We start from the raw sequence: 343 nt of genomic DNA on the forward strand, positions 1-343 counted from the left end.
CCGCCAGCTCTCCGCTATCGGTTCTACATGCTTAGCCAGATCTACTGAGTTAACTCCGCGCCGCCCGATTGGCAGGGTGCTTGGAGCGAGCTGTATGAGTTTTAGCCGTTACGTCTACAGCGAACTTGGCGGCGATCCTGTTCTGTCTGACAGTCATTTCGGGTTTACAGGCATCCCCTAGTGACCGCTGGAGCCGAAGCTACCAGATGAAGGTTAGGCGGCTAGCGCGTACCCTTCGTAGTTGTCGTCGTTGGCAACTATAAGTTTGCAACAGTTTATTTACGAGTTCTGTTACCAACTCGGCATGCCCCTCAAGTTTTGTTACCGGCGTCGAATCCTAATC

General features: G+C 52.8%; 1 other RNA gene. It reads right to left on the reverse strand.

The features are described from left to right. Positions 1 to 341, reverse strand: a transfer-messenger RNA (tmRNA) gene (gene ssrA, locus GE115_RS18270); the annotation flags it as partial. Positions 342 to 343 lie beyond the last annotated feature (2 nt).

Origin of the sequence: Agromyces agglutinans (assembly GCF_009647605.1) — a bacterium.
Lineage (GTDB): Bacteria > Actinomycetota > Actinomycetes > Actinomycetales > Microbacteriaceae > Agromyces > Agromyces agglutinans.